Below are 25,373 nucleotides of genomic sequence, written 5' to 3' on the forward strand. Positions count from 1 at the left end.
TACCCGATGTTGCCCACCGGCCGCTGATCAGCCACCGGAAACCAATCCGAACCCGACTACGCCGGGCCGAAGGCCCGGCGAAAGATCGAGGCTAGATCCGGCCACCAGCTGCGTGTGTATCGGTATTTGTCGATCGCACTGAGTGCGGAGAGCCCGGCGAATCCGAATTGCGGAGTCCTCGACTGTTCGAGGAATTCTCGTGCTACGACAGGTGCGCCGCCGAATGTGACGACGGTGAATACGTTGTCGCGTTGCACGAGTGATCGAACATTCGATGCGGCGCGTGCGGGATCGTACGCGTCGTCCATGGTCTTCAGCACTAGCTTGTGGCCTTTTACACCGCCGGACTCGTTGCGATACTGGAGGTATGCGTCGAATCCTCCTGCCAGCGCGGCATACGATGCCAGCGGTCCTGACATCGGGAACGTGCCACCGATCACGATGTCGGCATCACGGTTCAGTGCGTGGTCGCCGTGACCCGTCGATCCTGCGCACGCTGCCGCCGCGAACAGCGTCGTGACGCACACGACTGCCACCGCGCTGGATTTGTTCCATGGAACTTTCATTCTCAACTCTTTTCGGACCGGGCCTTGCTGCGTTGCAGGGCGAAGAAGGTGTTGGCCACTCTCAGCCCCTGAGTCAGCAGGCCGCCCATTCCGGCTGGGGCGAAATAGATTGCGAGCAGAAGTGCTGCGGCATATAGAATCTGGGATGCCTGCCCGCCGAAACCTGCTGTCAGGTCAGGGACGTAGACGAAGAAGACAGCGCCTATGACTGCGCCGATCGGTGTATACAAACCCCCGAAAACCGCTGCCGCAAGCAGGGTGATCGACAGCATGACGGTGAAGGTGTCGGGTGTGATGGTCCCCAGAACGATGACGTACAGCGCTCCACCGAGACCCGCTATTGCCGAACCGGCCACGAAAGCTCCTATCTTGGTCGAAGCGACGGGAATGCCGTTGGCGGCGGACATCTTGTCACTCACCTTGACCGCGGCCAAGCGCCGTCCCCAGCCGGTCGACATTGCCCACCGCATCAGCACGGCGACGCCGACGGCGACGGCTGTCACGGTGAGGAAGACCGACTGGGCGGGAGTCAGCGTGTCCGACAGCAGATCTGGTGGCCGAGGCGAGATCCCCAACGGACCCCCGGTGAGGTCGGCCCATCGTTTCAGTACCGGGCTCAGTGCAATAGCCACCGACAACGTCACCAAGCCGAGATAGAGACCTCGAATCCGCAGCGCGGGGAATCCCAGTACCGCGCCTATTACCGCACAGCTCGCGACTGCGATCGGGACGGCGATGAGGTAGGACCATCCGGCATGCTGCACCAGGATTGCGGTGACATAGGCTCCGATGCCCATCAGTGCACCGTGACCGACCGAGATGAGGCCGGCCTTGCCGGTCAGCAAGTTGAGTCCGATCAAGACTATGAAGACAACCGCGACGCGGCTGAGCTGAAAGAGCACGAAATTGTCTGCGTTCGCAGCGACTGCAGTTGCCGCGATCAATACCCCGATCACGACGATCGTCGGGCGCAGCAGTCCTTTTGATGTCAGCTCGCGCCTGGATTCAGCCGGAGCGCTGATAGTGCTACGCGCGATTGAGCGAGTCATCAGACCCTGACCTTCCGTTGACGGGTGAAGATGCCGTCTGGGGCGACCAGCAACGCGACGACGATGACGACCAGTGGCACAAGGACACGGAGGTCGTTGCCGATGAATTCGAGGTACGCCCCGGCCAGTGCTGTCAGAATGCCGACGATCAGTCCGCCGACAAATGCACCCGCGCGACTGTGGAATCCACCGAGTGCCGCGGCGGCGAACGCGAGCAGTAATGTCGCGCTGTTGACGTCGGGGGACAATCCGGTGACCGGAGCGCTCACCGTTCCCGCGACAGCGCCCACAGCGGCGGCCACTCCCCACCCAACGGCCAAAACCAGGCGAAGATTCACCCCACTGAGTTCACTGCTGTGCGGGTTTATGGCAGCGGCGCGCATTTGGAGTCCAATTCTGCTGTATCGAAATATCCCGGATACCACGACAATTACCGCGGTGAGCACCACGATCTGCACGACCACCTGATGCGTGACCACAACGTCTCCAAACCGCAGAACGCCGTCGCTGACACCGGGAATGCTCTTCGGCAGATAGCCCCATACGATGCCGATAAGCGACTCGGCGAGCAGGAACAACGCGATGGTCACTACCAGAATCGGTAGTTCCGACCCGCCCATGATCGGTGTGACGAATACACGTTGCACCGCCATTCCCAGGGCGAACGACAGTGCCACGCTTACCAGCATTGCTAGGAGCGGACTCGCTCCCCAAGCCGCGGCCTGCCACGCGAAATACGCTGACAGAGTGGCAAGTTGACCTTGTGCGAAATTGAGGACGCCGCTGCCTTGGAAGCCGACGGCCAACGCCAGTGCCAGACCGCCGATCACCAGGCCGCTCGAAACACCTGCGACAAGCACTTGCGATAGTTGGTTCATGATTCATTCCCGCCGCTGTGCAGTTCCCAGATAGGCATTGGACAGTGAGGTCGATGACCGTATTGTGTCGGCTGCGCCTGCGGTGACCACGCGCCCGTCGGCGATGACAGTGGCATCGTCGGCTATCCGCAGACTTGCCGTGGCATTCTGTTCGGCGATCAGGACGGTCAGTCCCGCGGTGGCCAGCCGACGCACGGTGCCGAAGATCTGTTGAACGATAATCGAGGCGAGCCCCTGGCTCGGCTCGTCGAGGATCAGCAGCCGAGGCTCGTTCATCAGCGCCCGAGCGATCGCCAGCATCTGCTGCTGGCCCCCGGACAGCAGTTCTGCGGGTCGGTCAGACATTTCACGGAGCACCGGGAACAGTTCTGCGACTGCGGCGAACCGATCGGTGAACGGGATACCGCGCCGCAATGTGGTCGCCCCGATCCGCAAGTTCTCCTCGACCGAGAGCCCGGTGATTGTTCCGCGGTCTGCGGGGACGGTGGCGATTCCGGCGCGAGCGATCTGGTGGGTGCGCAGACGGGTTATGTCCTGGTCGGCGAATCTCGCTACGCCGGTATAGGAGATAGACGCCGTGATACTTCGGAGCAGCGTGGTCTTCCCTGCGCCGTTGCAGCCGAGCAGCGCCGTCACGGCTCCTCGCCGCACGGTGAGGTCGATACCATGCAAGACCTGGACCCGTCCGTAGGACGCGTGAATGCCACGCAGTTCCAGGAGTTCACTCATTGTGGAACCTGCTCTCCCAGGTATGTGGCGATCACCGATGTATTGCGTTGGATTTCGTATGGAGTGCCGTGCGCGAGCAGGGCGCCCCTGTCGAGAACGATCACCCGCTCGGCCCATCGCATGACCAGCGTCATGTTGTGCTCGATGATGGCGACAGCTGCGCCTGTTCGATGCGCAACCGACAGCACAGCTGCCATGAGATCGTCCGATTCTTCCTGGCTCAATCCGGCTGCCGGTTCGTCGAGTAGAACCAATGTTGGTTTGGAAATTAGGGTGCGTGCGATTTCGACCATGCGTCGGTCACGATGCGTCAGCCTGTCGACCGACTCGTCGAGATCGAGATCCATCTGCAGCGATTGGCACAGATCCGAGACAACGGAACGTGGTGCGGCCCGATTGCTCCGGCCCACTCTGATGTTGTCCAGAATCGACAGCTCCTCGCAGAGGATCGGCGTTTGGAACGATCGGGCAATACCCGCCGCTGCTCGCCGGGCTGGGCCCCACGAGGTGATGTCGGTTCCCTTCAGCGCGAGCTTCCCCGCACCGTTTTCCAGACCACAGACCAGATTGAGCAGCGTCGTCTTCCCTGCTCCGTTCGGACCGATCAGCGCCGTTGTCGTGCCTTCTTCGATAGTGAAGGACACATCGTCGACGGCGATGACGCCGGCGAACGCTACTCGCAGTTTCTGCGCGGTCAATACCGGTGTCATCGGATCATCACATCCCCGACCGCTGACCATCGTGCGATCTCGCCGTCGCCGTTGGGCACCTTGTAGCTTTTGCTCCGCCCGTAGGCGGCGAGGGTCTCGGGTGCGTGTTCGCGCCCATAGCCGGAAGAACGATTTCCGCCGAAGGGTGTGCCGAGGATCGACCTGTTGTAGTTGTTGACGAACACGATCCCAGCATCGATACGCCGCGCCACGCTCCACGCCCGCGATTGATCACGGTCATAAACCGCCGCCACCAATGCGTACTCCGTGCCGTTCGCAATGTCGATCGCCTCGGTGATCTCGTCGAAACGGGTGACGGAGGCGACCGGCCCGAAGATTTCTTCCTGGCCGATCCGTGACCGTGCGTCGACACCCGTGAGAAGCGTTGGCGCGACCCAGAACCCGTTCGCGAACTCACTCGGTAGGTCGATTGGTGCTCGTGCCGCGACGACGCCACCCTCCTCTTCGGCGACGCGCAGATACATCTCGACCTTCGCCGCCTGAGCGGCGCTGACAAGTGGGCCGACGTGCGTTCCGGCGGAGTGGGGGTCGCCGACAACCAATCGTCGTACCGCCTCCGACAGACGCTCTACGAACTCGTCGTGAACGGCGGACTGGACCAGCAGCCGTGAGGCCGCGGTGCATGCTTCGCCCTGGTTGAAGAACGCGCCTTCGATCGCACCGGCCACCGCGTCCTCGATGTCGGCACCATCGAGAACCACCAGTGGGTTCTTGCCACCCAGTTCGAGCATGACCGGCGTCAAGGTTCGCGCCGCACGTGCGGCGACGGCGCGCCCGGCCGAAGGCGACCCGGTGAAACTCACTTTCGATACCAACCGATGGTCGATCAACGCCTCGGCTACATCGACGCCGCCGCACACGACCTGCACGAGGCCTTCCGGAAGTTCGCCGGCAATCACCTGGCACAGTCGAACAACACTGGACGGAGCTTGTTCGGGTGGTTTGAGCACGACCGCGTTCCCCGCGGCCAATGCTGGTGCGGTCTTAGCGGCGGTATGAATCGGCGGCCAATTGAACGGCAGAATGGCAGCGACAACGCCGTACGGGTCGAGATCGGTCACCACCGTCGCTCCACCCGCCGACCGCGACGTCGACGTCCCTGATTCGATGAGACCCGCGAAATAGTCGAACGAATCGATGCACATCTCCAGATCGAATTGACGCGCGATGGAAAAGGGCTTGCCGACTTCGTCCGCCTCCAGCCGTGCGATGTGGTCGGCTTCCGCACGAATCGCGGCGGCTATCCGTCGAAGCGCTTTCGCTCGTTCAGCCGGCGGAACTGGCAGCCAGTTCGCTGCCCAGGTGCGGTGAGCAGCCACCACCGCCCGGTCGACCGCCCCGCTGTCGGCGACATAGAAACGATTCGACGGCAACCCTGTTCGAGGATCGAAGACCTCGATTTCTCGCTGCTCACCTGTCGCGAAGCGCGCGGTAGCAGCTAGCAGATCGAATGGTGCCATTACGCACCCGCCTTCGCCCGGTCGTGTACCCGCCGGGCACGGGTGATCGGTCCGCGAAAGGGAGCGTCCGATCCCAGCTGAATTCTGGCCTCGGGCAGGATCCGTCGAAGATGTCCGAGTGCCGAAGAATCGAAGCACGCCGAGTCGTAGGTGAAGCGGCTCAAGATATCTCGCAACAGACCGGGCTGCACGCCTGCGGTCTGGTCCTCCAGGCGCGCGATCAGAAACGGAATCACCCCGCCCGCGTGGGGGACGACGATCGATAGGTCCGGTACGGAATCACATGTGCCGCTGAGGATCAAACGCATCACGGCCACACTCGTCAGAACCGGCGCCGACATCGCGCTCGATAATCCCCAAGGCTCGAACAGGGCGGACACGGGCTCAACGCCGGGGTGAAGAAACAGCGCGGTCCGCTTCTCCTGCAGAGCCTGCAAAACCGATCGCCACGCCGGATCGTCCGGGAGTGGTCCGTCGGGCCGGAGAAACCAGATCACCGCGGGTGCGTCGATCGATCCGATGAATGTCGCCGCCTCATCCGGAGCGACCGTCGGCAGCATTGGACACGCGATCAGCCGGTGCGCGAACGCCTCCACCAGGCACGGCAATCGCGGTCCTCGCCAGCAAGACCCGTACATTCCTTGGTGGACCCTACCGGCGCATCGCCAGACGACGAGGCAAGAAACGCGCCATCGTCGCTATCGGCCGCTCCATCCTCGTCATCGTCTGGCATCTCCTGCACGACGAGAACACGATCTTCACCGACCTCAGTGCCGAGCGGGATTATCGCCGCGGCGGTGGACTACAGATGATTTCATGATGCAAGCGGTCCGCTAGAATGAGATACATGCTCCACAAGACCTACGAGAATCAGGTGTGCTCGATCGCGCGCGCACTGGAGGTGGTGGGCGAACGATGGAGCTTGCTGATCGTGCGTGACGCGTTGTTCCGTGGCTCGTATCGCTTCGGCGACTTCCAGCGAAACCTCGGCATCGCCACCAACGTCCTGTCCACGCGGCTGGATTGGTTCGTCGAGTGCGGAATCCTGGAGCGCCGCAAAACATCCGGCGACCACGATCGTCCCGAGTATGTACTCACCGCGAAGGGGCGGGCGTTGGCACCCGTACTCGTTGCGCTCACCGAATGGGGCGACCAATGGGTGACCGACGGCGAGCCGCCGATTGTCTACACGCATGCCACCTGTGGTGCCTACGTCGGCCAGCACACCGTATGCTTGGAATGCGGGAGCATTCACGATGCCGCGGAGATCCAAGCCACGCCAGGGCCGGGACTGCTTGCCACGGCCACCGGGCGCTAGCTGCCGCCGTTCAGTTGCGTGCTGCCCAGCAGTTGCCAGTGCGGGTTGGTCACGGTGTCGTGGGTGAACGATTCGATGATCGGGAACTGTGCCTGCTGGATGGTGACTGGTGCATACGTCGTCAAGTCGAATCCTCTCGGGGGCGGATGTGCCATGAGATGAGCGATTGCGCCACACAAGATTTGACCAGTACTCTACAACGAAGATAGCGCCTTTGCCCCTGACAGAACTACGGTTCGCGCGAGAAGTGTAAAGAGACTGAAATGCAACAGAATTGGTCGATCGCGAACGGGCGCATTAAGTCATCCGGTCATTTCGAGCCAGTGCCCGCGGTGATACTGCTCAACCGGCCCATCGACGGGTCGGCCCGCGGCTTGGACCGCGCGCTGGCCACCGCCGAAGAAGTCGCCCGCCGCGAAGGCGCCGACACCGTCGCCCTGCGCTCGGTCCGCGCCGCCACCAGCGTTGACGACCTACCCATCAGTAAGTCCCGGAGTTAAACCTCACCCACGCCGCGGACGCGATCAAGGACCTCACCGACCCCGCCGACATCCGCGCGATCCTCATCCACGAGCAAGCCAACAAGACTTCCCAGAGCGTCCTCACCACCGCCCGAAACCGGCTCACGACCATCGCCAAAGACATCACCGGACTCACCTGAGCCCCTTGCCACGCATCGACTCGCTCTCCACTGAAAGAGTTGCGGGACCGACTCATCCAGACAGAAAACATACCGGTCGATGTCATCTTCGGTGGGGCACCGCGATCTTCCCGTCCGGCGACGTAGTTCGAGGATTAGGGTGTGATTCCTCATCCGCTGCCCGGGACGACATGTCCATCCTCTCTGGGCAGCGGCACACATGAGCAGACCCGTCTGGCACGCCTCATTTTCCGCCGCCACTTCTGCGGCGTGGTCGTCACGCATACTTCCCGGCACATCCAGGGGCGACGGGAAATCGACCCGGTTGCCGATGAGTCGGTGACCTACCTAGATGGGGCAGGTCACCGTCGCGCGACCGAGGATTTTCACGATCACTTGACATATCACGTAGCAGTGGCAGTGTGCTGGGTTGAGGCTGGGGTCCCGGTGCGTCGAGTTCGGACACCGGTCGGAGCGCCGTAGGCTCAGTCGTGGTGAAGTGATCGGGTCTGGGCCTGCGGTGTTTGCTTTTCTGCAGCGCTGGACCGAGTGGGGCTTGCCTAATACTCCAGCCGCTCGACAACTTCCTTCGCCTTCCAGCCCATCACATCACGCAATACCAGGACCGCGCGCTGCCGTGCGGACAGATGCTGCACAGCGGCGATGAATGCCAGGCGGACTGTGCTTCGGTGGGTCACCACGCGGCGTGATCTGGCAGACCGGGGCGAGCCAGTGAGGTGGCGCAGGCCGGAATTCGGGGACGGCGGGCGAGGCCAGCAGAAAGTAAGCGGCGTCGAACACCGACAGCAACACCAGAGTTTCCAGACGTGGCCGTCCCAGCAGATGGTCGGGATCCCCATCTGCGGCCCGCCGCCAGTCCTGCGTGGTTGCCAGGCCCGCCGCCACGACGAGCCGGTCCAGCCCGGTCGTACGGCGGCAGTCGACGGAGACGATCGCCCCGTCGGCCAGATGAAACGCGCCATCGCCCGCGCGCAGCATGCCGGTACGCCTTTCCTTTTCGAGCCGTTGCAGTTCGACCACGAGCTCAACGCTCATGACCGTCCTCGGTCAATTCGCGCAGAATTCCTCAGAGCTGGAACCGCGCCATCGCAAGATTCCCGGTGTCGTCGTCGAGCACAACGTGCAGGAAAAGCCGGGCGTCGAAGTCGCCGTTCACCAGATTCAACAGGTGATATGCGCGGGTTCCGCAGACAATGATCTCGGTAAGGTCGTCACCGTCGTCGCCGGTCGCCAACGCCGTGCAGCCGAGCACCGCACGGACCACGTCGGTGGTGGCGGCGGCCTCATGCTGGTCCACCAGATCGTGCCGACCTGCCGCGGCGATCGCCAGACCGCTCGCTGCGTCCACCAACGTCACCCTGCGCGCACCGGGGATGGCCATGACGCGTTGCAGACAGCCGTCGATACCGGTCACCGTGCTCCTGGCCTGCCTGTCGTATGTGGATTTCAGCAAACCAGACGCTACACAGTGGGTCGTTTGATGTACAGAAAAAACCGGAAGATCGTACTAAAAAACAGATTCTCCCAGGAAACAGGCAGAGACAGATGCCGGACCCGCCGAACAAGAACTGCTGGACGGTGTCGCAACAGAGCCGCGACACGGTGGCCGACGGCCAGAATCCCCAGCCCCTTGGAGGATCCAGGGTCTCGAGCGCCCCGTTTTGAGCACACGTCACTCGTACAGGTGATTGCGACTCGACATGAGTAAACGCCTTGCCCTGGACGGCGCAGCCGCGCCCCGCTGGAGGCTGGGCGTTGGTGGCTGCGATCGGTGCGAGCATGCCGAGGGAAGTCTGATCAACCAAGGACACCGGCACCCCGCACAGTCACCGACCGACGCTGGAGGAGGCTGCGCCGGTGCGAATGCGGTGCCCCACGCGTCACCGGTCGCCGGTCCCGGAGTTTTCTCGGTTGGGTGCCTACCCGATGTCCACGGCAGACCGTGCGCAACAGTGCCGATATGCAACAGTAGCGGCTGTGAGCAAGCGCACGCCGCCCCTCGAACGTCCGGGAAACCACTGGCCCACACCGCTGTCCCACGCGTCAGCCCCACCGCCCGACGATCGCCTCAACGATGCCGGGGCGACGCCCGATCTGCGGGTCGTGATGGAGGCGGTCCTCGAGGGTTTGGCTCAGATCATCGATCCGGTGGAGGCGGAGGTTCTCGGCTCGATGTTCCTCGGCGCCATCGGCGTTCTCGGCCCAGAGGTGGCCGAAGTCGCGGTGTGCGAGCTTGTCCCGGTCATCGAGGCGGTGGGCGACGCACGCGCGGCTGGGATGCTTGCCGTGCTCGCGGCGCTCGACGCAGGGCGGGCGGTGAGGCCGCCACTGCGTGGCTGATCCGGCTGCAGGCACGCGGGGTCGCCGCCGATGAGTGGACAAGGGTGTTGTCGGCTCCGCTGACCGCGCGTGATTGCATCGAACTACGCGAAGACGGCGAGTCGCTGGTGCTTGCCGCCCGTTTCGACCGGGCGGGCGCTGGGCACGCGGTGATGATTCTGCTCGACCCGCAGCATTGCGGGGAGGCCGCCGAGATCATGCTGCTGCAGGCGGGAGAGATGACCGAAGCTCTCGCCGAACTGCGCCAGGGCGCCGAACGTGACAACCTCGCGCTCACCACGATCGCCCTCGACCCGGCCGAATTCCAGTGGCGAGCTGAAGCCGCGATGGACGCACGCGACCAGCACGACCACGACGAGGACAAGGAAGGTCCGTTCGATTTCGACGACATCGACTCCCTCGACGATCTGTTCGACGAGGTGGATCTGTCCAACGCCGACGATCTCGACGACCAGGACGGTCCCGGATACGACGATCTCGCGTCGTTGCTGCGGGCCCGGCTGCGGACACTACCGCAATCGACGAAACCGAAGCCGCCACACGCCGCCTGACCGGCATCGACGGCACCGACCTGCTCGCAGCACTCGATCGGCTCACCAGCCTGCCAGCGTGTTCGCCGGTGCGGCCCGCCACTACCAGCCCATCATCATCATCGCCCGCGCCTGCGGCCCGGACCCTGATTCGAAAGGCCACCGCGGCGCGTCGCCAGATTTCGCCAGGGCTGGTCGTGACAGCACTTCGGCCCCGGTGCAGGGTCCGGAGCCGAAGCAGCTGCGGGTGCAGCGTCCTCGACTCTGTATCGAGGCTGGTCGAGCCTATCGCGGCTCGCCCCGCTCAGCGCGGACCCCGATCCGAGTGTTGGGGATTGAATGGCTGCGAGGTCGCCTCGATCGGGCGGGTCGTCGATGTGAACGAGCCGTGGCACGGGGCTAACGGAAACCCTCCTGGTCTGGTGCTCGAGCAAACACCGCAGGCCCAGTACCGACCGATCGCTTGGACTGAGCCTGCAGCGTTTCGACCAGTGCCCGAACTTCACGCTCGCAGGACCCCGGCCTCACCCCAGCACCCTGCCACGCCGAGATGATATGTCAAGCGCCGATGAGAAACCTCGGTCACCTGCTGGTGATCCGCCCGACCGATGTAGGTATGTACCCGACCGATGTAGGTATGTAATTGCGTACTTTTGCCGGTGTGCGTCGCCTACCCATGCGACGACCATCAGAGGTGTCGGCGGGCACAGGTGCCAGAGTGGAGGGTTCCACCGCGGCGTTGACGCCCCTCGGCGACGATGGCGACCCCTGCGGTGCACAACGACGTGAAACCGCGTCGGCAACGACATTCAGCGTGGGTCGCGGTCATCAACTGGATACGGGTGTGTCCGGTGCCAGGCTCGGCTGTGCGAGCGAGCTACGGCGGACATGTCCATCCGGCTGGTGCAGGCCGTTGTCTGCGGTGGCCGGTCGATGCGGAACTGGCTTTGATGATGACTGCACTGCTACCCCTTGCCTACGGTTACCTGCGTGATGACTTGATCGGTGATCGCGACCGTGATTCGGGTGAAGACACGTTACGTGCGGCTGCCCGCGTGCTCGGCTACGAGCTGGGTACCGTGTTCCATGAACCGCCGACGGAGACCGGACTGCTTCCACCAGCGTTTGTCGATCTGCTCCAGGAATGCCGCCGTGCCGCCGCGCATACGGTGATCACACTGGCGGGGCACATGTCGAACATGTCGATGTCGCGGATGGTGCTGCAGGCGGTGCTGCAAGTGCGCGCCGAGGCCGTCATCCACGAGATCGGGCAATGAATCTCGGGGGAGGCTGCCTTCGAGCCCGGCTCGGCCGTTTGTCCTGGACTGCCGGTGCAGGGCGGGGGGACATATCAGCTGTGTGAGCTGGAGCCGTTTCGGCCCGTGCGCAGGCCACCCCATATTTCTAGAGGCCGAGACCAAGGTCGTGTAGGTGAACCGGGTTCGAGACACGCCGATGATCGAAGTCCTCTTCGGGCGAGTTGGGTAAGATACGTGGGCGTGCTGATCCGGCGTGGTCGGCGCAGATCAGCCCGTGCCGGGGATGCTCGCGCCAGCCGTGGCCCAGGAGCCAGGCCCGCACGGGTGCGGGGAGCTGGTCGAGTTCGATGAGTTCGGCGGCGAGGATGGGGCCGCCTGCGCACAGCCCGCAGTCGGCGGGGGCGATCTGCCCGGCTGGCTGACACGCCGTACAGTCCCCCCGTTCGGCGATGTCGCCGGGCCGGTGGGCGTCGGGTTGGAGCCAGCTGATCGTCAGGTCCTGCTGCTGTCTCAGCTGGGCAGGCCCTTCGGCCGGGATGTTCCCTCAGGTCGGGCACCCCGATCGACAGCTCCGCCCGCCGGGTGCGCATCCGTTCCCGCGCGATGTCACGCACTGTACTGCTGGCCACTGACAGGTGCGCCGCGGGCGGCGAGGTCACAGCCGGGGGTCGGCAGGGACGATCACGGCCATCGGTTCTGGATTGGCCACTGGCGCAACGGTTTCCGCCGCTGGGGGTTCTGGATTTGGCGGGGTTTGCGGCGCGGTGGCCGCGGGGTTGGCGGGTCCGGATCGGGGTCGGCCGACGACCGTATCCGGGTCGAGGTGCCCGTAGAGGGTGCCGCGTTTGACACCGAGAATGTTCGCGATCTGGGCCACGGTGTGGCGACCCTCGTCATAAAGCCGCTGCGCGGCCTCGATCTGATCGGCGGACAGTTTCGGCCGCCGCCCGCCGGTGTGGCCCCGCGCCCGGGCGGCGGCCAGGCCGTCGTGGGTGTTGGCGATGATCAGCTCGCGCTGAAACTCCGCCAGCACGCTGAGCATGCCGAACATGGCGCGGCCTTCGGCGGTGTCGGTGTCGATGCCCTGCTCGAGCACCTTCAGCCCGATACCACGGGTGCGGAGGTCGGCACCGAGGTTGACCAGGTGCAGCATGGACCGGCCGAGCCTGTCGAGACGGGTGATGACGATGGTGTCCCACGGGCAAGCAGTAGTGGTGAGCACCAGGTCCAGCTTCGGGCGTGAGGATTTCGCTCCGGAGGCGGTGTCGATGTGTATGTTGGCCTCATCGACCCCAGCCCGGCGCAGTGCTTCGATTTGGTGGTGGGGTTCTGGTCGGCGGTCGACCCGCCCGTAGCCGATCAACATGATGTCGAAAATGGCCGAAACCGGGTTTGCTGACGTTTATTTCCGGCATGCGTTTCCGACATTCGTGTCCTGGTGTTTCTCTCGGTCACGGACGGTTGTCGGCAAGATCGTTTTCGAGAACGAAGAATGCGTGCTGCGTCGTAGTGAAACAGGGACCGGTGGTGGGTTGCTCAGCGTTGGATCAGCAGGGCGGTCGGGTTCAGTACGACCCACTCCTTGTTAGAGAAGGTGTCGGATCCGTCGATGGCGTGCCAGCCGCGCAGGGCACCGTATTGGCCGATGTCGGCCAACGCCAGCTGCTTGTCCAGTAGCGCGTTGTAGCGGGCCGTCTCCTCGGACGCGGGGTTTGTCATATTGCGCGCGGCCCGTAGTTCACGGTCGAGTTGGGTCAGGGTGCGGGTACGGTCGGACTCGAGGGCGCGCAGAGTGATTGTCTTGGCGTCGGGGCGCAGCGCCATCCGCAGCATCCGAGCCTGCCGGGTGGTCAGGTCATGTGTGTGGGTGGGTCGGCGTAGTGGAGTGCGACCTCTTTCAGTGGTGTGGCATAGGTCCCGGTTCCGGTGGGACCGCCGCCGGGTCGCACCGGGCCGGTGACGAAGTCCTCAAGGTAGCGATCCTCCTCGAACCCGCGGAACAGCTGTTGCCCGCCCGCCGCGACCGCCGCGTCGACCTGCTGCGCTGTGGCGATGGAGGCAGGGCCTTCGAACGTTGGATTGGTCCCCAAGGACCTGGTTCCCGTTGCCCGCCGCAGTGCTCTGTAGTCCACCTCGTCGATCAGATCGCGCCCGCGTCGGTGGGTGGAAGATGTTGCGGCGGTGGCGACCCTGCCGGGCAGGTCGGAGAATGCGGCCCTCCAGAGCCACTACGTTTGCTGTATCGGCATCCACGGCCCCGGCAACGGTCTCGGTCACACCGCGGGCGGCGCGCGCGGGCACCGCGGCAAGCGCGGCGCTGCAGTCCTTGGCTGCCGTGCCGAGCACATCGCGCACAGACCGCCACGCTGCGTCCGGTTCACCGCCCACAACTGTCACGGTGCCGCACCGCACACTCGCCGCGCAAAGTGTCCGTCGAATTGATCGACGTCGTCATCCTCGACGGCAACCAAGTGCCGCTCGAAGGTTCGGCCAGAATTTCGGAGTGAGCATAGGTTGCGGGTCGTCCTGGTCCGACGTAGCCGTCAGCCGAGGTGGCTCGGGAAGCTATCTGCCGAGCAAACGACTACGAGTCGAAGCATCGTAGTGCACGCCAGTTCGAGACACGAGAGTCAGCACGTCATCCGTGCAGACAGGTTCGAGAATTCACATCCCCCGTCGGCGGCGAGGGTCGTTCTCGACCACATGCTGCGGTTGCCGCCCCCCGCGGTCGCCGGGCTTCCTACACTTCGAGCCCATGCCCTCACCACAACACGCGCAGCTGAGCAGCGACCAATCCGATCTCGTGCCCTCGACGGGCCGAACAGCATCGCAGATCGGCCGAGAACTGCTCTACTACCTCGACCGCCTGGCCGAGCCCTCGCTGCTGGCGTACTCCCTCGCCACCGAGACCGGTTCGGTCGCGGTACCGGTCAGCAAGGCGCGCCGAGCCGGGATGGTCCTCGTCACCGGACCCGCCGACGCCGAGGCGACGATGGCGCTGCTCACCGAATACGACGGCTTTCCCGACCTACGATCCGACATGAACAAACACGCGGTGATCTGGGGCGCGGAACTCCCCATTGTCGGATGCGCCCCTGCCACCAGCTGAACTCGCGTGCACCGACGCGGCCCTCGGGCGCCTGTTCGGATACTCCGAACCAGCGATCAGGCTGCACCTGGCACACCGAGTCGGCGCCGAACTCGCCAAGGCCGCCTTGCGCAACACCATCTGATGGCTATGTCAATCTGACACCGCGCGCGGCCGAACCGGTCGTCAAGAAGACTGGTCACGGCAAGTAAACTTGCCGTATGGGCAATGCTGGCTTCGAGCCCACGACAAACGGCTGGTACCCGGCAGGAACCGATATCGCGGCCGTCCTGCGCGGCGGCATCGAACGGGACCTGTTCGCGGTGTGGCGCACCTACCAGCAGCGCTGCGCCTTGCTCGAGGTCATGGCAGACCCTGCGCTGGTCAACAACTCCGATCCGAACACCGCCCGCAGGGTATGGCATGACCAGCTCGACGCTCTGGCCGAGGTCACCCCCGCCCAAGCGTTGCAAGCCAACCGCCGCATCACCGACTCCCTGGCCGGAAAACGGGTGACAGTGATACAGGCCGCCCGCGAGGCGGGCGACTCCTGGACCGCCATCGGGACCGCGCTCGGCCTGACCAAACAAGGCGCGATGGACTGGTACAGGCGCAACGCCAATATTGAAAGAGCCGCAGCTCCAACGCATCTCATCGCAAAGACAAATTCTGCGCAGAGAACGCCAAGGGAGCCGTTGCGGTACGCTTCGAATGACGGAGCTGATGCAATGTGAACAGTCCGCGCGCGAAGTCGCTGGTGCGATGAGTAAACAACTCGGCCGGCCACCGGTGCGACAACCGTCGCGCATCGTCGATGGGTCGATATCATTCACGGCCACACCCGGTCCGAACTGGACGCCGAGGGCTACCCGTCTACCGTATTGTTAGCACGTGACGTCAGGGACCGGCGCCCGCGTGCGCGATGAAATCACTTGTGGCGCAGGGCTATAACCTGGGCTGCCCACTCACAGAGGAAGCGACACACCTCACCGACACGCCTGGAGTTTACATCTGGCGGCCAGGACCACGGGTGGCCATGACGTCGCTGATAACCGGGCATCGTCGCGCGTCCCGCGCCGCAAAACCTCCAACAGACACAACACGACACAGCGGGCAGGTCACCTCTGCTGACAGCCGGTGGCAAACGCAGTCGGATGCACCCGGCGCCGCACAGGGGCACCGGCTCGCGATCCCAGCGCGGGATTGGGGCGACCCGCGCCGGATCCGGTGCACCGCACTCTGCGAGGGACCCCCGCAGTCGCGCTCGGCTGACACAAACGCTGGCGCATCGCCCGCAAGGTCGCCGCCGATCGGGTGATCTCGGTCGTCGATCCCGACGCTACCGGATATCTTGCCCGGTTGCGGGTCGCGGTCCCAGCGACGACCCTGCGCTCCTACAACCCGTATTGGCGCATCATCAGCAGCATCTATCTGTACATATCTGTGTACAGATGGTGAATTTGATGAGTTTCCGCGAGCGGCCGACCATTTCTGCGGAAACTGGCGCTTAGCGGTTACGACGCAGGTAGCCGCGTGCTATGTGCGGTAACGTCGGAGTCGTCCTGGCGCGATGCCTTCTTCGCATGGGGCGACTCAGGAACTATCTGCGGTAGTGGTGGGAGGCTGGCTGATGGGGCGGGTTCGGATGCTTCCGGCGCCGGTGAGTGGTGTGCGATTGGCCGATGCGGTGCGCATCTATCTAGCCACGATCACGGTGCCCAACACCCGTGCGACCTACGCGGCGGCGCTGGATCGGTTGGTGGCCGATTTCGGTGCGGACACGAATGTGGCGCTGCTGGATCAGGAACCGGACCGAGTCAGTGGCTGGTTCACGTTCGTGTGGGGCGGCAAGGCTCCCAAGACGTTCAACATCCGGTTGACCGCGCTCGCGGCGGCGTGCGTGTATTGGCGCGAGCAGCAGTGGCTGGCCGGTGATCCGCTGGTGCGGTTGCGGGCGCGGCCCGCGCCCCCGGATACCAGTAAGGCATTGAGCCGGGACCGGGTCACCGAGATCCTGGGATCGGATGCGCCGCTGCGGGAACGGGTGCTGTGGCACATGCTCTACGAATCCTCGGCGCGTGCCGAGGAGGTGCTGATGCTCGATGTGCCGGATCTGGATACGGGTAACCGGTGTGCGGTGGTGACCCGCAAAGGCGGGGTGCGGGAGGTCATCGCGTGGCAGACCGGCACGGCCCGGTTGCTGCCGCGGATGCTCGCCGGGCGCAAGTCCGGTCCGCTGTTTCTCACCGACCGCAGAGCCCGGCCCTCGGTGGCCCACAACGATATCGACCAGTCGACCGGGCGGGCGCGCCTGTCATATCGGCGTGCGGCGGAGTTGTTCGAGACGCACACCGAACGTTTCGACGATGGCCCGTACACGCTCCATCAGTTGCGGCACTCGCGGCTGACCCACGCCGCGGAGGAGGGCGCCTCGACACCGGTGCTGATGAAGCTGTCGGGGCATACCTCGGTGCGCAGCCTCGCCAAATACGCGCGGGTTTCCGACGCCGGGCTGCGACGGTATCAGGCTGACAGCGACCCCGGCGCTCGTCGGCGAGCGGGCCGGTGATCGGCAAATGAGATCCGGGCCCAGGTCCGACGTGCACGGTGAGGGCGGCCGGAGATGACAGGTGTGCCCGGGGAGGAGCTGTTACAGCAGTTGAAGCGGATGGCGGCCGACATGGTCGAATTGCTCAGCCGCCGGACCGGTCCCCACCTGCACGACACGTTGGGCGAGCTGGCCGAAGAAGTTCGCGTAGCACGCAGCAGAGTGATCGGTGCCGACGAGCACGGCGGGCACGAGATCGAGAAAGCAGGCGAGGGACTGAGCCCCGAACACACGGGATCGACCCCACACGAAGAAAGTGCCCCTTCACCGCCGCGCCTGATCGATCGGTCCATCCCAGGTCAGCGCTACTACAAACAGGATACTGAGAGTCCGCGGCTCTATTCCGAAGGCACAGTCGGTCCGAACGGCGAACTTTATCTAACCCTTCGAACCCAACTGGAAAATGGGCAACGTTCAACCCTATTGAGGGGCGCAGAGCAGTTCCAAGCCATCCTGAAATACTTTGAAGGCGATTTCACCTCAATACTGGGAAATTGGCAGTGGGGCTCAAACCTTGCCCGCTTCAATGAACTCACCGCTCAAGGATTTTCGCCAGAGGCCGCAGCAGCGAAGACGTGGACAGGAAAGCAAGCCGCTAACGCAGGATTCCGAACGATAAGAGTCCTGAACTCCCAGGGCGATCCCGGAAAATACACAACTGTGCAGGTAGAGTTCACCCAATGAATGATCACGATCCGAAGTTCAACGAGCAGGTAACGACACTGATAACCCGGATGCACCAAGAGGGACGATCTCCCTCGCAGATCCTCCGAGAGATCATCATGCTCCACCCAGCCGTATCGACGCCTGACCTGATGGAACTGATGCAGAACGCATTCTCCCTCCCCTACCCAGCCGTTCAGTGCATCGGAGGCTGGTGGATGGACGGGACTGGCGAGCTTTCCGATACCGAACTCGATGCTTTCCTGGTCGAAGAAATTGCGAAGGTATCACCACGATACGGAAGGGGGGAAGGAAAGGGCTCGAAGCAATGAACAAACATTCAGCTGGCGCCTTGTGGATTTCTACATAGACTTGAGTTTCTCGTCCTTGGACTGGCGTTCGGCCTTGGCCATCAAGTTGGTGACCATCAGCAGATCGAACAACTCGAGCACGTCATCGATCGCCTTGGCCCGCAAGGTGAACACCGTCGCACATAACAACGCCAGCAGCCGCTCCCGCTGGGATCTCATCCGCCGCAGATGCGCGGTCTTGCCGGTCAACCCGTGCGTGGCCAGGGCGATCACCCGCCGCGCCGGGGTCGCCGTGATGTCCACCGACGTCGGGATCACCGCGTTCACGTCCCGCACCCTGGCTAGGGCGTTGCGCATGCCCGTCGGCGACGGGGCGAACGCGCCGTTACCCAGCCGCTCCAGCTCGACATACCGGCGGCGGTTCTGCTCCCGGGTATCCAGCAAACCCAGCAGCACCCCGGCCTCCCCGCCGGTCAGCTGGCCTGCCAGCTGCGCCCACAGCCGCCGGTCGGCGTCCTTTTTGCCGTCAGTGACCAGCCGCTCCAAAGTAGTGATACCCGGTAGCAGGGCATTGTGTTCCCGCAGCCAGCCCACCGCGCCCGCGAGAAGGGCCTTCGGGCCGTCGCCAGTCATCCACGCCTGATCAGCGATCCACGCCAGCAGCTCGGCCTCGACCTGCGCGAACGAGAAAAGCCCCTCTTTGCGCTGGATTTCCCACGCATGTTCGAACCCGGTCTTCTCCCGATCGGTGTAGGACTTCACACACGACGGATCCGCGATCTCCAACTGCTCAGCCAGATAGTCGATCAACTCACTCGGAACATCGAATGGATCCGGCAGAAACATCCCCAAGTAGCGGACTGTGACCAGCTGCAATGCGAATCCCAGCCGATTCGACGGCCGCCGCCGGACCGCGATCAGCTTGTGGTCCTCATCGTCGAGATGGAAGAACCGCTCCAACTCGACCCTCGACAACACACCGTAACGGCCGTACCCGGCCACACCCTCATCACCCACAAGCCGACATGCAACCACCACACGCCCACCAGCACGCGCCGATCCAGCGAATCAACCTCCACAGCAAGCGTTCTGGTCACAACCCCCTCGCTAACGCCAGTCTTCGCACAACTGGACCCCACATGCCATCAACGCGCGCGTCGCCGCGACCGGCGTCGAGGTCGACCACCGCACCCGCGAGGGCGAGAAATGGAAGGCCGCGGTGTCCTCGATCGGGAACTCGATCTACAGCGTGGCCTGCGGCGCCCGCGGGGACGGTGGCATCGAGGACGAACGAAAGTCCTATATCGACAAACGCGCCCGCCTGGGCAAGGAGTTGGTCAAGGCGGGCGTCGGTGAGGCGGCACGGACCGAGATACGGGAGCTGCTCGACGAGCGGGCCCGCCAGGCGGGGGAATTGGGCAAGGCCGCCGCGCAGCGCGAACAGCAGTGGCAGGCCAAGACCGATCGCATCATCGCAGCCCGCGACGACGTGATAGCCCAACGCGAAGCCGCCGCCGCCGGCCGCGCACCGAAGTCCAGTCGGGCCTGCACCACCCGCGCAGACCGGACCGCGCAGACCGCCTCCCCGGCCCCGGCTCGTGTGGCAGGACGGCGGAATCTGCACAGTGCGGAGCTCGAACGATGACCGAGACCATCGAACTGTACGTGATCGCGCGCCTCAAGGACGACGCCGCGGTCGCTGACCTCTACGCTTGTGAGGTCTTCTACGACGCCGAGAATGGAACCGAGGCCGGGCGCGCCGTGCAGGGCTGGTGGGAATCAGTGCAAGCCGCCACCGTCAGCCCGACTCTCGATGCCGTTGACGCCGCGCTCACCGCCCACGGCTACCGCCGGACCAGCGCCTGGCGCAAGCAGGTCACCGCCTCCGGCGCGGTGCGCTACTTCACCAACGCCACCATCGGAATCGAGAACATCTGATGGGATCCCCGCTCACCGCCGCCATGATCGGCTAACCAACAGTCGACGAGTTCTTGATCCTTCCGACTGCTTCCCCGATTCCTAGATAGGCCCTGGACCTGGGCCATCCTGCGGGCGTCCTGCGCCGAATCGTCCATTGAAGTGGTGTCATCCCGACCGATGAGAGTGTGGTCCGGCCGATGCTTCCTCACTGCGGGTGAAGACAAGGAGGCTTGGGTTGGGGCTGGCGGCGGTGTGCGATCTGCGGGAGCTGCGGGCTACAGCGACCGAGGACGAGCTGGCGGACTTCGAGACCGATGTGTTTTCGGGGTTCGTGTTGGCGCGGGCGTCGGCCGGGCTGGTCGACTCCACGATCCGCAACGACGTGAACCATCTCGAGCTGATGAGGGATTGGTTTGGCCGCCCGCTGTGGGAGATGCAGCCTGGCGACGCTGACGCCTATTTCGAGAAGGTGCTGCGGGATGCGAAGCCGTCGACTCGGACCGGCCGCGCGTCCGCGCTGACGGTGTACTTCCACTTCCTCGAGCTGCGGCACAAGGTCGAACTGCACAATCTCACCGGCCGCGTCGAATGCCCCGTGGACGAGATCAACCGGCCTCGGGCCTCGGTCGATTCGCAGTTGCGGATCCCGCCGACCGCCGAGGAGATCGAACAGCTGTTCGCCGGATGGCGCAAAGAGCTGACGATTTGCCGCAAATTCGCGCCAGCGGCCCGCAACTACGCCGTCGCCCGGCTTGCTGCCGATGTCGGCTTGCGGATCAACGAGGCCCGGATGCTGGATCTGGATGATGTGCGGTGGGAGCTGGGCCGGTTTGGGAAGCTGAATGTCCGTCACGGCAAGGGATCTCGCCGCAAGGGACCGAAACCGCAGCTGGTGCCGTTGATCAACGGCGCCGACCGCAGCCTGCGCTGGTTCATCGAAGACGTTCTCGGCATGTTCGACATCGATCCTGCCCGGCACGGGATGCCGCTGTTCCCGTCCGAGCGCAAGAACACCGACGGCACCGCGATGCGCGCGACCGCCGACGTGTTCCGCCGGTCCCTGGCCGAGGCCACCGACCGGCACCTACCGGCCTGGTCGGGCAAGTTGACTCCGTATGTCCTGCGGCATTTCTGCGCCAGTCAGCTCTATCTGGCCGGGATGAATCTGTTCGCCATCCAGGAACTTTTAGGCCACGCCTGGACCGCCACAACTGCCCGGTATATCCACGTTCACGCCACTCACGTTGAAGACGCCTGGGTGACCGGGCAACGCCGGGTTGCCGACCGATAGAAAGGACTGGCCCAATGAAGTGGAACCTGCGTCTCGCGGCGGCCAACCGCGGCATCTGGAAGGCCAGCGAGCTGCAACGCATGCTCGCCGCCCGCGGCTTGGTCATCAGCGCCGGCAAGATGTCCGGGCTGTGGTCGGGTGATCCGAACGTGGTCAAACTCCGCGACCTGGACGTCATCTGCGCGGTTCTCGGCTGTGGTGTCGAGGAACTGTTGATCCTGGAGCCGGAGACGGTCATCGCGCCGAAACCGGCGGCCGAGGCGACAGCCGCAGTCGGCGAGACCTCGCCGGTTGTCCCGCGGGCCCGGACCGGCAGGTCGCTGCCGCCCCGAACCTGCCGCCGCCGAAGGGCCGTGAGTTCCCGCTGAAATCGCTTCAGTCTGGCTGAACTCACGGGAGAGCCGGGAATCCCGAAGCTGTCAGGAAGTGCAAAGTAGCTTCGGTGGCGGCGGGTTGGTCTAGCGTGACTGGGCGTACGTCAGGAGTGGTCGACCGAGGATCTGATCGGGTCGTGGACACTGGTCGGGAACGATTGGCATCGGGTGGGGAACAAGACGGGTGCGACTCTCCTCGGGTTTGTTCTGTTGCTGAAGTTCTTCGAGCTGGAGGCTCGGTTTCCTCGTGGCCCGGAAGAGTTTCCGCCTGCGGTGGTGTCCTATATGGCCGAGCAGTTGAAGGTCGATCCTGCTGAATTCGCCGTGTATCCGTGGTCGGGCCGGTCGGCGAAGTATCACCGCGAGCAGATCCGCGCGGTGTACGGCTTTCGTGAGTTCAGCGTCGGTGACGAGGACAAGCTCACTGGCTGGCTGGCGGCCGAGATGTGCCCGGTGGAGCTGCGCGACGAGCAGCTGCGTGAGGCGCTGTTGGTTCCGAGGCTTGCGCGGAGGAATGCTCGGAGTCCGGGGCGGCCTGCGCTGCATCGGCTGTATCCGCAGTCTCGGTGGGCCGATCGGTCCGCCAGGGCGTCGGTCGTGTATCCCGCCGGGCGAACACTGTGGGCTCGGATTTCGGTGGGACACCGCGGGCGGACCATGGTGTTCCGGAATCGGGGAACGCCTTCGGGGTGGACTGTTTGCGAACCGTCTTGCGGCGAGGGCGCTTTCGCCATGGTGTGACGTGCTGGTCGGATTCCCGGCCGACACGCCCCCCGGGGTTCGACTGGCTCGGCGACGATAGATCGTCGGCATCGCCGGGCTCCTCGGAGGGACTGCCCGCCGGGTCCTGCCCCATCGCCGAGGAGGGATACCCCGAGGGGTCCGAACTCCACGGTGATTGCGGACCTGACATCGGACTCTGCGGGCCGTAGCGTGCGGGTGTACCGCCGGGGTCGTGCTGGGCGGTGACACCCGAGTCGGCCCTTGCTACCGGTCCACCCGAACTCGTCCCCGCGGCGACGTGCCTGGGACTCGATACCTCACCATCGGGACCTGCTGCCGCAGCACCGCCGCCAGCGCCCGAGGTGGCATCGCTGATTTCCGGATTCGGTTGCACACCACCGCTTCCCGTGTTCCACGCAGCATTCGATCCCGGCAACCGACCGGCATGATGTGCCGGATGCCCCGTAGCTTCAGCAGGCTCGCCGGGTGTGTGCGTGACGGAGTGGTCGGGCGGATATCCAGACGAGATATGGGCAGGGCCTGGCATACCGTGCGTGACGTCAGGCGGGGCCGTCGGCAAGGAGTTGGCCACCGGCGCAGGGGCGTGGTCGTTTATCACGGCCTGTGATCGCACTCCCCTGGCGGGATCGGTGCCCGGATCCACGGCAGGCACGCCGCCGCCACCGTCGTCGAAGGTGCGGGAGATGAAGTCCAGTCCCGCGACCTTGTCCGCGAAATCCGATGCCTGCCGACCGATGTCATCGGCCAGCCCATCGAGGACATGGGCGTAGTTGATGACCTCGTCGGGTTCGATGTGCAGTGTCTGCTCGCCCGAACCGGGCGGCGGACCCAACAGCTCGCCCGCGACGTCGTCCACGATCCCGTGGACCATGCGGTCGATGACATGCCCTAGCGGCTCGATCGCCTTCCCGATCACCTCGGTCAGGATGTAGCCGATCAGCGCCTGCTCCATGGCCTGGCAGATCTTACGGGCGGCCGCGGTGATGGCCTGCTCGATCGCGACCGACACACCGTCGGTGACGATCGTCGCCGCCATCGCGGCGGCGTAACTCGCTGCCAGCCCCGCGAGTTCGGCAAGCACGGCGACCTTGGTCACCTTGATCACTTCAGCCGCGGCATCCAGGACATCGGCCACCACCCGGCACGCCGCATCCAGATCGGCCATATGAGACTTCGACATCCGCCCCCACGCCGCGACCAACGCCTGGTAGGAAAACCCGGAGTAGACGTTCCCCATATCGGTGATCACACCGGTCGCGGTGTTGTGCGTATCCGCTACGCTGTTCGCGAAATTCCGCACATGGCTCCCCAGCGCGCGGACCTGGTCTTCGTTGATATCCGGGTAGGGCACACCGATGTAGTTGAGGAACAACGCCACATCGTGCGGAATCTCTATCGCCACACACATCCCACGCTTTCGGGGTGCCGGTAATAATCGCGCCACATGAGGCAATCAGGGGGCGACGGTGCTGAACGTCAGCGAGACGCTGTACGACGTTTCCGCAGTTCGGCGCTGAACGTGGCAGCGTCACGCCGACGGGTGTCACTGAATGAAGTACATCGCCTGATGTGCGCTGGCTGCACCCGATCCTGGTCAACAAGCGTGACCACCAAGGCGACCGGCCGACGGTGATCGACATCGACAGCACGCAGCGGTCAGCGACTTAGCCGCGGTTGGAGCGCTACTTCTTCAAGAAGACCCAGCAGGTGCCGTCCGCTGGCTCCGGACGGGCACGCACATCGGCAGGCGCGGCTTGACCAGTTGCAGCAGCGACGATCCCTCCACGCCCGGTTCCGGACCACGCTGATGCTTGGCGGCAACAAATAGATTTCGCACCATGGTGACCATGGTGTCCGTGCCCGGTATCAACAACATCCGCCAATGTACCGATGCTCACGTCGATTCGAGCGAAGGCGAACCCCGAACTGGGCCGCCGCGAACCTGCACATCCTTCCTCATGAGCCTGCTGCTGTACCGCAGCCAGCGCATCGACCTCGAAACCAGGCTGCTACCAACGGATTACGCAGTCGGGTGGCCCAGGAGAATCTCACCCCTGGGCTCCCACAGATCCACGCGTAACAGTCTCCCGTTACCCGGCTCTTGTCATCCTGTTCGCCAGGCATGCGGTGTCCACTGCAGTGCCGGAACATGGCAGGGTAGGCCCGGACCGCGCTTTTGTAGTACCCCGCAGCGCAACGCCTGGAGGTGTTGCTGCTGCTGGGACGCGACGACGAGATCGACAGCGAGCTGGCACGGCTGACCCACGCGCGTCTGCTGGCGGGACCGGCGGGGCTGATCGCGGAGTTCTGCGAAACCCAGGGACGCCTCGACGATGCTTTGACCTGGTTCAACATCGCCTGCCGCGACGTCACCGCCGACGACAAGGTGGACGAGGCGATCGTCTTCACCCGGCCCGAACTGCGAGGGCGCACACGGGTGCGGCACCAGCTGGGCTTGACTCCCGACGAGCTGGACCGGCGCACCACCGGCGCGGTCGCTGATCTGATTCGCACCCTCGACGACTTCGCCGACCGCGCCCGCCACGACACACCGCCGGCGCCACGCACACCGGTGTCGATTTTCTTCGCCCGCGCCGACCTGGATCAGGCACTCGTCGAGGGGCTGGTGCAGACCGACACCACCACCGGCCTCGACGCGGACTCCTATTACAAAACAGTCGAACAGACCCTTCAGGACACCAGCAGCGGCTTCTCCCGCGTCGAGCTGGTCCCCACCCCGATGGGGTTCCGGTAGTAATCGCGCGAAAAACAACGACAATGGCTTGACCAGCGGAGATGTCGGGTTTTTGGTTCAGGCTGCGGCGCATGGTGATTGGTGATTGGGTTGGCTGC

General features: G+C 64.3%; 30 protein-coding genes and 1 pseudogene. 17 read left to right on the forward strand and 14 right to left on the reverse strand.

Annotation, left to right across the window (positions count from 1 at the left end):
• Positions 1–56 precede the first annotated feature (56 nt).
• Entirely contained in the window at positions 57–566 is a 510-nt protein-coding gene (locus ACFYOW_RS47605; protein WP_387298491.1) for an ABC transporter substrate-binding protein, read from the reverse strand.
• 2 nt (positions 567–568) lie between these two features.
• Positions 569–1,426, reverse strand: coding sequence for a branched-chain amino acid ABC transporter permease (locus ACFYOW_RS47610; RefSeq protein ID WP_387298545.1), 858 nt, complete (start codon positions 1,424–1,426; stop codon positions 569–571).
• On the opposite strand from ACFYOW_RS47610, the gene ACFYOW_RS47615 reads away from it, so the two are divergent.
• Positions 1,373–1,552 carry a hypothetical protein gene (locus ACFYOW_RS47615; protein ID WP_387298549.1) on the forward strand — a complete coding sequence of 60 codons (180 nt, stop codon included), beginning with the start codon at positions 1,373–1,375 and terminating at the stop codon, positions 1,550–1,552. The genes ACFYOW_RS47610 and ACFYOW_RS47615 overlap by 54 nt on opposite strands.
• Before the next feature lie 62 nt (positions 1,553–1,614).
• Here ACFYOW_RS47615 and ACFYOW_RS47620 read toward each other — a convergent pair whose 3' ends face one another.
• From ACFYOW_RS47620 to ACFYOW_RS47640, 5 genes are read right to left on the reverse strand one after another with little or no spacing between them, the layout of a single operon-like run.
• Positions 1,615–2,493 carry a branched-chain amino acid ABC transporter permease gene (locus ACFYOW_RS47620; protein ID WP_387298493.1) on the reverse strand — a complete coding sequence of 293 codons (879 nt, stop codon included), beginning with the start codon at positions 2,491–2,493 and terminating at the stop codon, positions 1,615–1,617.
• 3 nt (positions 2,494–2,496) lie between these two features.
• Complete coding sequence (locus tag ACFYOW_RS47625) at positions 2,497–3,222, reverse strand: ABC transporter ATP-binding protein (protein ID WP_387298495.1); 726 nt, start codon at positions 3,220–3,222, stop codon at positions 2,497–2,499.
• On the reverse strand, positions 3,219–3,932 hold the full coding sequence (locus ACFYOW_RS47630; RefSeq protein WP_387298498.1) for an ABC transporter ATP-binding protein: 714 nt from the start codon (positions 3,930–3,932) through the stop codon (positions 3,219–3,221). The genes ACFYOW_RS47625 and ACFYOW_RS47630 overlap by 4 nt, the downstream gene beginning before the upstream one ends.
• Positions 3,929–5,413 (reverse strand): aldehyde dehydrogenase family protein, encoded by a 1,485-nt coding sequence (locus ACFYOW_RS47635; protein WP_387298500.1) that lies wholly within the window; start codon positions 5,411–5,413, stop codon positions 3,929–3,931. The genes ACFYOW_RS47630 and ACFYOW_RS47635 overlap by 4 nt, the downstream gene beginning before the upstream one ends.
• Positions 5,413–6,021: an amidohydrolase family protein gene (locus ACFYOW_RS47640; RefSeq protein WP_387298502.1), complete on the reverse strand. Its 609-nt coding sequence runs from the start codon at positions 6,019–6,021 to the stop codon at positions 5,413–5,415. The genes ACFYOW_RS47635 and ACFYOW_RS47640 overlap by 1 nt, the downstream gene beginning before the upstream one ends.
• Positions 6,022–6,260: 239 nt before the next feature.
• Between ACFYOW_RS47640 and ACFYOW_RS47645 the strand changes: the two genes are divergently transcribed.
• Positions 6,261–6,731: a winged helix-turn-helix transcriptional regulator gene (locus ACFYOW_RS47645; RefSeq protein ID WP_387298504.1), complete on the forward strand. Its 471-nt coding sequence runs from the start codon at positions 6,261–6,263 to the stop codon at positions 6,729–6,731.
• Here ACFYOW_RS47645 and ACFYOW_RS47650 read toward each other — a convergent pair.
• A complete protein-coding gene (locus ACFYOW_RS47650; protein WP_387298506.1) occupies positions 6,728–6,856 on the reverse strand; it encodes a hypothetical protein in 129 nt (42 codons plus the stop codon). The genes ACFYOW_RS47645 and ACFYOW_RS47650 overlap by 4 nt on opposite strands.
• A gap of 198 nt (positions 6,857–7,054) precedes the next feature.
• On the opposite strand from ACFYOW_RS47650, the gene ACFYOW_RS47655 reads away from it, so the two are divergent.
• Complete coding sequence (locus ACFYOW_RS47655) at positions 7,055–7,231, forward strand: hypothetical protein (RefSeq protein WP_387298508.1); 177 nt, start codon at positions 7,055–7,057, stop codon at positions 7,229–7,231.
• A gap of 709 nt (positions 7,232–7,940) precedes the next feature.
• Here ACFYOW_RS47655 and ACFYOW_RS47660 read toward each other — a convergent pair.
• Both ACFYOW_RS47660 and ACFYOW_RS47665 read right to left on the reverse strand, forming a co-directional pair.
• A pseudogene (locus tag ACFYOW_RS47660) lies at positions 7,941–8,072 on the reverse strand (sigma factor-like helix-turn-helix DNA-binding protein); the annotation flags it as partial.
• Positions 8,073–8,458: 386 nt separating this feature from the next.
• On the reverse strand, positions 8,459–8,806 hold the full coding sequence (locus ACFYOW_RS47665) for a hypothetical protein (protein ID WP_387298510.1): 348 nt from the start codon (positions 8,804–8,806) through the stop codon (positions 8,459–8,461).
• Positions 8,807–9,369: 563 nt separating this feature from the next.
• On the opposite strand from ACFYOW_RS47665, the gene ACFYOW_RS47670 reads away from it, so the two are divergent.
• The 3 genes from ACFYOW_RS47670 (at position 9,370) to ACFYOW_RS47680 (ending at position 11,539) form a co-directional block, all read left to right on the forward strand.
• Positions 9,370–9,732 carry a hypothetical protein gene (locus tag ACFYOW_RS47670; RefSeq protein WP_387298512.1) on the forward strand — a complete coding sequence of 121 codons (363 nt, stop codon included), beginning with the start codon at positions 9,370–9,372 and terminating at the stop codon, positions 9,730–9,732.
• Between the two features lie 47 nt (positions 9,733–9,779).
• A complete protein-coding gene (locus ACFYOW_RS47675) occupies positions 9,780–10,283 on the forward strand; it encodes a hypothetical protein (protein ID WP_387298514.1) in 504 nt (167 codons plus the stop codon).
• 929 nt (positions 10,284–11,212) lie between these two features.
• A complete protein-coding gene (locus tag ACFYOW_RS47680; protein WP_387298516.1) occupies positions 11,213–11,539 on the forward strand; it encodes a hypothetical protein in 327 nt (108 codons plus the stop codon).
• A gap of 637 nt (positions 11,540–12,176) precedes the next feature.
• Here the strand turns inward: ACFYOW_RS47680 and ACFYOW_RS47685 are convergent.
• From ACFYOW_RS47685 to ACFYOW_RS47695, 3 genes are all read right to left on the reverse strand, one after another.
• A complete protein-coding gene (locus ACFYOW_RS47685; RefSeq protein ID WP_387298518.1) occupies positions 12,177–12,887 on the reverse strand; it encodes a recombinase family protein in 711 nt (236 codons plus the stop codon).
• A 170-nt stretch (positions 12,888–13,057) separates the two neighbouring features.
• The gene (locus tag ACFYOW_RS47690) at positions 13,058–13,345 is read right to left on the reverse strand and encodes a hypothetical protein (RefSeq protein ID WP_387298519.1); all 288 of its coding nucleotides are present in this window, start codon (positions 13,343–13,345) and stop codon (positions 13,058–13,060) included.
• A 26-nt stretch (positions 13,346–13,371) separates the two neighbouring features.
• On the reverse strand, positions 13,372–13,653 hold the full coding sequence (locus ACFYOW_RS47695; protein WP_387298521.1) for a hypothetical protein: 282 nt from the start codon (positions 13,651–13,653) through the stop codon (positions 13,372–13,374).
• A gap of 623 nt (positions 13,654–14,276) precedes the next feature.
• Here ACFYOW_RS47695 and ACFYOW_RS47700 point away from each other — a divergent pair.
• The 5 genes from ACFYOW_RS47700 (at position 14,277) to ACFYOW_RS47720 (ending at position 18,212) form a co-directional block, all read left to right on the forward strand.
• Positions 14,277–14,630: a DUF6302 family protein gene (locus ACFYOW_RS47700; RefSeq protein ID WP_387298523.1), complete on the forward strand. Its 354-nt coding sequence runs from the start codon at positions 14,277–14,279 to the stop codon at positions 14,628–14,630.
• A gap of 200 nt (positions 14,631–14,830) precedes the next feature.
• Positions 14,831–15,343, forward strand: a complete 513-nt coding sequence (locus ACFYOW_RS47705; RefSeq protein WP_387298525.1) for a hypothetical protein — start codon at positions 14,831–14,833, stop codon at positions 15,341–15,343.
• An 896-nt stretch (positions 15,344–16,239) separates the two neighbouring features.
• Positions 16,240–17,178 carry a tyrosine-type recombinase/integrase gene (locus ACFYOW_RS47710; RefSeq protein WP_387298527.1) on the forward strand — a complete coding sequence of 313 codons (939 nt, stop codon included), beginning with the start codon at positions 16,240–16,242 and terminating at the stop codon, positions 17,176–17,178.
• A 54-nt stretch (positions 17,179–17,232) separates the two neighbouring features.
• The gene (locus tag ACFYOW_RS47715; RefSeq protein ID WP_387298529.1) at positions 17,233–17,901 is read left to right on the forward strand and encodes a hypothetical protein; all 669 of its coding nucleotides are present in this window, start codon (positions 17,233–17,235) and stop codon (positions 17,899–17,901) included.
• Complete coding sequence (locus tag ACFYOW_RS47720; RefSeq protein WP_387298531.1) at positions 17,898–18,212, forward strand: hypothetical protein; 315 nt, start codon at positions 17,898–17,900, stop codon at positions 18,210–18,212. The genes ACFYOW_RS47715 and ACFYOW_RS47720 overlap by 4 nt, the downstream gene beginning before the upstream one ends.
• 30 nt (positions 18,213–18,242) lie before the next feature.
• On the opposite strand, the gene ACFYOW_RS47725 is transcribed toward ACFYOW_RS47720, so the two are convergent.
• Positions 18,243–19,208 (reverse strand): DUF4158 domain-containing protein, encoded by a 966-nt coding sequence (locus tag ACFYOW_RS47725; RefSeq protein ID WP_387298533.1) that lies wholly within the window; start codon positions 19,206–19,208, stop codon positions 18,243–18,245.
• 202 nt (positions 19,209–19,410) lie between these two features.
• Between ACFYOW_RS47725 and ACFYOW_RS47730 the strand changes: the two genes are divergently transcribed.
• The 6 genes from ACFYOW_RS47730 (at position 19,411) to ACFYOW_RS47755 (ending at position 25,275) form a co-directional block, all read left to right on the forward strand.
• A complete protein-coding gene (locus tag ACFYOW_RS47730; RefSeq protein ID WP_387298535.1) occupies positions 19,411–19,836 on the forward strand; it encodes a hypothetical protein in 426 nt (141 codons plus the stop codon).
• Complete coding sequence (locus tag ACFYOW_RS47735; RefSeq protein WP_387298537.1) at positions 19,833–20,129, forward strand: hypothetical protein; 297 nt, start codon at positions 19,833–19,835, stop codon at positions 20,127–20,129. Before ACFYOW_RS47730 ends, ACFYOW_RS47735 begins: the two co-directional genes overlap by 4 nt.
• 217 nt (positions 20,130–20,346) lie before the next feature.
• A complete protein-coding gene (locus tag ACFYOW_RS47740) occupies positions 20,347–21,402 on the forward strand; it encodes a tyrosine-type recombinase/integrase (RefSeq protein WP_387298539.1) in 1,056 nt (351 codons plus the stop codon).
• A gap of 14 nt (positions 21,403–21,416) precedes the next feature.
• Positions 21,417–21,770: a helix-turn-helix domain-containing protein gene (locus ACFYOW_RS47745; protein ID WP_387298541.1), complete on the forward strand. Its 354-nt coding sequence runs from the start codon at positions 21,417–21,419 to the stop codon at positions 21,768–21,770.
• 150 nt (positions 21,771–21,920) lie between these two features.
• A complete protein-coding gene (locus tag ACFYOW_RS47750; RefSeq protein WP_387298547.1) occupies positions 21,921–22,517 on the forward strand; it encodes a DUF4158 domain-containing protein in 597 nt (198 codons plus the stop codon).
• 2,209 nt (positions 22,518–24,726) lie between these two features.
• Positions 24,727–25,275, forward strand: coding sequence for a hypothetical protein (locus tag ACFYOW_RS47755; RefSeq protein WP_387298543.1), 549 nt, complete (start codon positions 24,727–24,729; stop codon positions 25,273–25,275).
• Positions 25,276–25,373: the final 98 nt, after the last annotated feature.

Origin of the sequence: Nocardia sp. NPDC006982 (assembly GCF_042869435.1) — a bacterium.
Lineage (GTDB): Bacteria > Actinomycetota > Actinomycetes > Mycobacteriales > Mycobacteriaceae > Nocardia.

What these genes read in the sequence shown, in the direction of transcription:
- ACFYOW_RS47605 (WP_387298491.1), bottom strand. Translation starts at nt 566, where the DNA reads ATGAAAGTTCCATGGAACAAATCCAGCGCGGTGGCAGTCGTGTGCGTC.
- ACFYOW_RS47620 (WP_387298493.1), bottom strand. Translation starts at nt 2,493, where the DNA reads ATGAACCAACTATCGCAAGTGCTTGTCGCAGGTGTTTCGAGCGGCCTG.
- ACFYOW_RS47625 (WP_387298495.1), bottom strand. Translation starts at nt 3,222, where the DNA reads ATGAGTGAACTCCTGGAACTGCGTGGCATTCACGCGTCCTACGGACGG.
- ACFYOW_RS47630 (WP_387298498.1), bottom strand. Translation starts at nt 3,932, where the DNA reads ATGACACCGGTATTGACCGCGCAGAAACTGCGAGTAGCGTTCGCCGGC.
- ACFYOW_RS47635 (WP_387298500.1), bottom strand. Translation starts at nt 5,413, where the DNA reads ATGGCACCATTCGATCTGCTAGCTGCTACCGCGCGCTTCGCGACAGGT.
- ACFYOW_RS47645 (WP_387298504.1), top strand. Translation starts at nt 6,261, where the DNA reads ATGCTCCACAAGACCTACGAGAATCAGGTGTGCTCGATCGCGCGCGCA.
- ACFYOW_RS47680 (WP_387298516.1), top strand. Translation starts at nt 11,213, where the DNA reads ATGATGACTGCACTGCTACCCCTTGCCTACGGTTACCTGCGTGATGAC.
- ACFYOW_RS47685 (WP_387298518.1), bottom strand. Translation starts at nt 12,887, where the DNA reads ATGTTGATCGGCTACGGGCGGGTCGACCGCCGACCAGAACCCCACCAC.
- ACFYOW_RS47690 (WP_387298519.1), bottom strand. Translation starts at nt 13,345, where the DNA reads ATGGCGCTGCGCCCCGACGCCAAGACAATCACTCTGCGCGCCCTCGAG.
- ACFYOW_RS47700 (WP_387298523.1), top strand. Translation starts at nt 14,277, where the DNA reads ATGCCCTCACCACAACACGCGCAGCTGAGCAGCGACCAATCCGATCTC.
- ACFYOW_RS47705 (WP_387298525.1), top strand. Translation starts at nt 14,831, where the DNA reads ATGGGCAATGCTGGCTTCGAGCCCACGACAAACGGCTGGTACCCGGCA.
- ACFYOW_RS47710 (WP_387298527.1), top strand. Translation starts at nt 16,240, where the DNA reads ATGGGGCGGGTTCGGATGCTTCCGGCGCCGGTGAGTGGTGTGCGATTG.
- ACFYOW_RS47715 (WP_387298529.1), top strand. Translation starts at nt 17,233, where the DNA reads ATGACAGGTGTGCCCGGGGAGGAGCTGTTACAGCAGTTGAAGCGGATG.
- ACFYOW_RS47720 (WP_387298531.1), top strand. Translation starts at nt 17,898, where the DNA reads ATGAATGATCACGATCCGAAGTTCAACGAGCAGGTAACGACACTGATA.
- ACFYOW_RS47735 (WP_387298537.1), top strand. Translation starts at nt 19,833, where the DNA reads ATGACCGAGACCATCGAACTGTACGTGATCGCGCGCCTCAAGGACGAC.
- ACFYOW_RS47745 (WP_387298541.1), top strand. Translation starts at nt 21,417, where the DNA reads ATGAAGTGGAACCTGCGTCTCGCGGCGGCCAACCGCGGCATCTGGAAG.